The sequence below is a fragment of the Streptomyces purpurogeneiscleroticus genome, assembly GCF_020024005.1.
In the GTDB taxonomy this organism is placed as follows: Bacteria; Actinomycetota; Actinomycetes; order Streptomycetales; family Streptomycetaceae; genus Streptomyces; species Streptomyces purpurogeneiscleroticus.
On the sequence record NZ_NHSG01000215.1, the window covers coordinates 1 to 2,701 of the forward strand.

General features: G+C 73.5%; 4 protein-coding genes. All 4 read left to right on the forward strand.

Features of this window, described 5'->3' with window-relative positions; all coding sequences use genetic code 11:
* Window positions 1–479 (forward strand): GNAT family N-acetyltransferase (locus tag CCS38_RS14000; RefSeq protein WP_223733582.1); only part of this gene is annotated, 479 nt, incomplete at its 5' end.
* 32 nt (window positions 480–511) lie between these two features.
* On the forward strand, window positions 512–1,240 hold the full coding sequence (locus CCS38_RS14005) for a hypothetical protein (protein ID WP_223733583.1): 729 nt from the start codon (window positions 512–514) through the stop codon (window positions 1,238–1,240).
* A 128-nt stretch (window positions 1,241–1,368) separates the two neighbouring features.
* Window positions 1,369–2,172, forward strand: coding sequence for a TIGR03936 family radical SAM-associated protein (locus tag CCS38_RS14010; protein ID WP_223733584.1), 804 nt, complete (start codon window positions 1,369–1,371; stop codon window positions 2,170–2,172).
* A gap of 215 nt (window positions 2,173–2,387) precedes the next feature.
* Window positions 2,388–2,701: hypothetical protein (locus CCS38_RS14015; protein ID WP_223733585.1), on the forward strand; the 314-nt coding region annotated here is incomplete at its 3' end.

A 2,701-nucleotide genomic window follows, 5' to 3' on the forward strand; every position in this document is an offset into this window, starting at 1 on the left:
AGGAGGGGGACGACTCGGCCGTCGGGCGGGAGATCCGTGAGTTCGCGGGGGAGTGGGACGACCCGGTCGTCTTCTCCCGGTACACCGACTGGCTGCGCTCGATGACCCGCGAAGAGGTCGTGCGGCCCATGGGCTACGTGCCGTGCACCAACCTCTGGTACGTCGACGGCGACACCTACCTCGGCCGCCTCGGTCTGCGCCATGAACTGAACGACTTCCTGCTGGAGCTCGGCGGGCACATCGGCTACGACGTGCGGCCCACCGCCCGCCGCCGCGGCCACGCCACCGCCATGCTGCGTGCGGCCCTCCCGCTGGCCCACGCGCTCGGCATCAGGTCCGCGCTGGTCACGTGTGACACCACCAACATCGCGTCACGTAGGGTCATCGAGACCTGCGGCGGGATCTTCGAGGACGAGCGCGGCGGAAAGCTGCGCTACTGGGTGCCGACGCGGGCGGAGCACGTGAGCGACAGGCCATAAGCAGGACATGGCGGCACCGGGGGAAGCAGGGCATGGCGTACGACGGCATTCACAAGGCACGGGATGCGCGGGAGCGGGAGCCGGGCGGTGGATGTTGCCTCGCCCAGGTGATCAAGATTCCGGTGTTGATCGTTGTTGTTCCGTTGAGGCTGTTGTGGGACGCGTTGTGCTGGATCGGGCGTCATGTGCTGGCCCCGGTGGGGCGTTGGGTGTACCGGTGGATCCTCGCCCCGGTGGGGTGGGCGATCGGCCGGCTGGTCCAGTACCTGATCGTGGTGCCGCTGGTCTTCCTGATCACGTATCTGGTCGTGGTGCCGGCGGTCTGGCTCTACCGGTGGATCCTCACGCCGATCGGGCGGGCGCTGGCCTGGCTGGCGTACTACCTGCTGCTGGTGCCGGTCCGGTGGTGCTACCGGTGGGTGCTGACGCCCATCGGGCACGCGCTGGCCTGGCTCGCCCGCTATCTGCTCGTGGTGCCGGCCGTGGCCGTGTGGGAGTACGTGCTGTGGCCCGTTCTGCGGGCGGTCGGCGCGGCCGTCGCGTGGGCGTGGCGGATCGCCGGGTACGTTTCCCGGGCGGTCGGCCGGGGCATCGCCGCCCTGTGGCGGTGGCTGATCGTCGCGCCGCTGCGCTGGGTGTACCGCTGGATCCTCACCCCGGTGGGGCATGCGATCCGCGCCGTGCTCCGGCGGCCGGTGCGGGCCGCGCTGTCCGCCGCGCGCACCGCCGCCCGGGAGGTGCGGCTCGCGCTCTTCGGGTGACGGAGCGCACCCCGGCGGGAACCGGCGGCCCGGCAGGCACGTACTCTAGGTAGCAGTACGACCCCACTCACGAAGGACTGACGACACTGGGCAAGCGACAGCCCGAAGGCCCGCCGCCCGCACCGGCGGTGCAGCGCATCCGACTGCGCTACACCAAGCGCGGCCGCCTCCGGTTCACCAGCCACCGTGACTTCCAGCGCGCTTTCGAGCGGGCGCTGCGCCGTGCCGAGGTGCCCATGGCGTACTCCGCGGGATTCACCCCGCACCCCAAGGTGTCGTACGCCAATGCCGCGCCCACGGGCACCGGCAGCGAGGCCGAGTACCTGGAGATCGCCCTCACCGAGCGACGGGACCCGGCGGCGCTGCGCGCGCTGCTGGACGAGTCGCTGCCGGACGGCCTCGATGTGACCGACGCCGTGGAGGCGCACACCTCCGGGCTCGCCGACCGGCTGCAGGCATCGGTGTGGGAGCTGCGCCTGGACGGCGTGGCCGTCGCGGACGCGGAGCGGGCCGTCGCGGCGTTCCTCGCGGCGGAAGAAGTGCCGGTCGAGCGCGCGACGAAGAAGGGCATCCGTACCTTCGACGCGCGTGCGGCGGTCGCGGATCTGCAGGCGGGTGCGTGCGAGGCCGATAGGCCCGGAGCTGGTGCCTGTGCGATACTGCGGCTGGTTGTTCGGCATCTGACACCTGCCGTACGACCCGACGACGTCCTGTCCGGCCTCCGAGCTACGGCCGACCTGGCGCCGCCGGTCCCCGCAGCGGTGACCAGGCTGGCGCAGGGGCTGCTCGATGAGGAGACCGGCGCGGTGACCGACCCGCTCGCGCCCGACCGCGACGCAGCAGCCACGGCCGCCCCACCCACGGCCGCCGGGCTGACCGCCGCGACGCAGGCACCGCCCGCAGGCGGTGGAGCGGCGGACGGCGCAGCGTAGGAGCCGTCGTCGCGTCGCCGATCAGCCAGGGAGCCACCCCGGTCCGGCGAACGAACTGACCAGGAGACTTTCGCCGGTCCCGGACACAAGGGCCCGGCGAGCGAGACTAAAGCTCCCGTGTGGCGCCCGCGCCCCGGACCGCGGCACCGCGCTGGACGCGGGCCGCGGCCGGAACCGGACGCGGCGCCCGGGAGCGTGACGGGAGAACCGCCCGCATGCTCGAACCCATTGAGCCCACGGAATCCGCGGAGCCGGCGAACAGCCGCTCCGAGAACAGCACACCGAGTGACACCCTGCCGCCGCGCCGCAGGCGCCGTGCGGCGTCCCGGCCCGCGGGGCCGCCGGTGGGCGGCGCCGCAGCCCCCGAGGTGACGACCGCAGAGCCGGCCGACGCGCCCGGCGACGCCGCTCCCCAGGAGCCCGCTGCCGGCACGGTCGTGACCGGTGACGAGGCCGCCCCGGCGCGTCCGCGCCGCCGCGCCACCCGCCGTACGTCGGCCCCGGCCGGCGCACCGCGCACCACTACCAC

What these genes read in the sequence shown, in the direction of transcription:
- CCS38_RS14005 (WP_223733583.1), top strand. Translation starts at nt 512, where the DNA reads ATGGCGTACGACGGCATTCACAAGGCACGGGATGCGCGGGAGCGGGAG.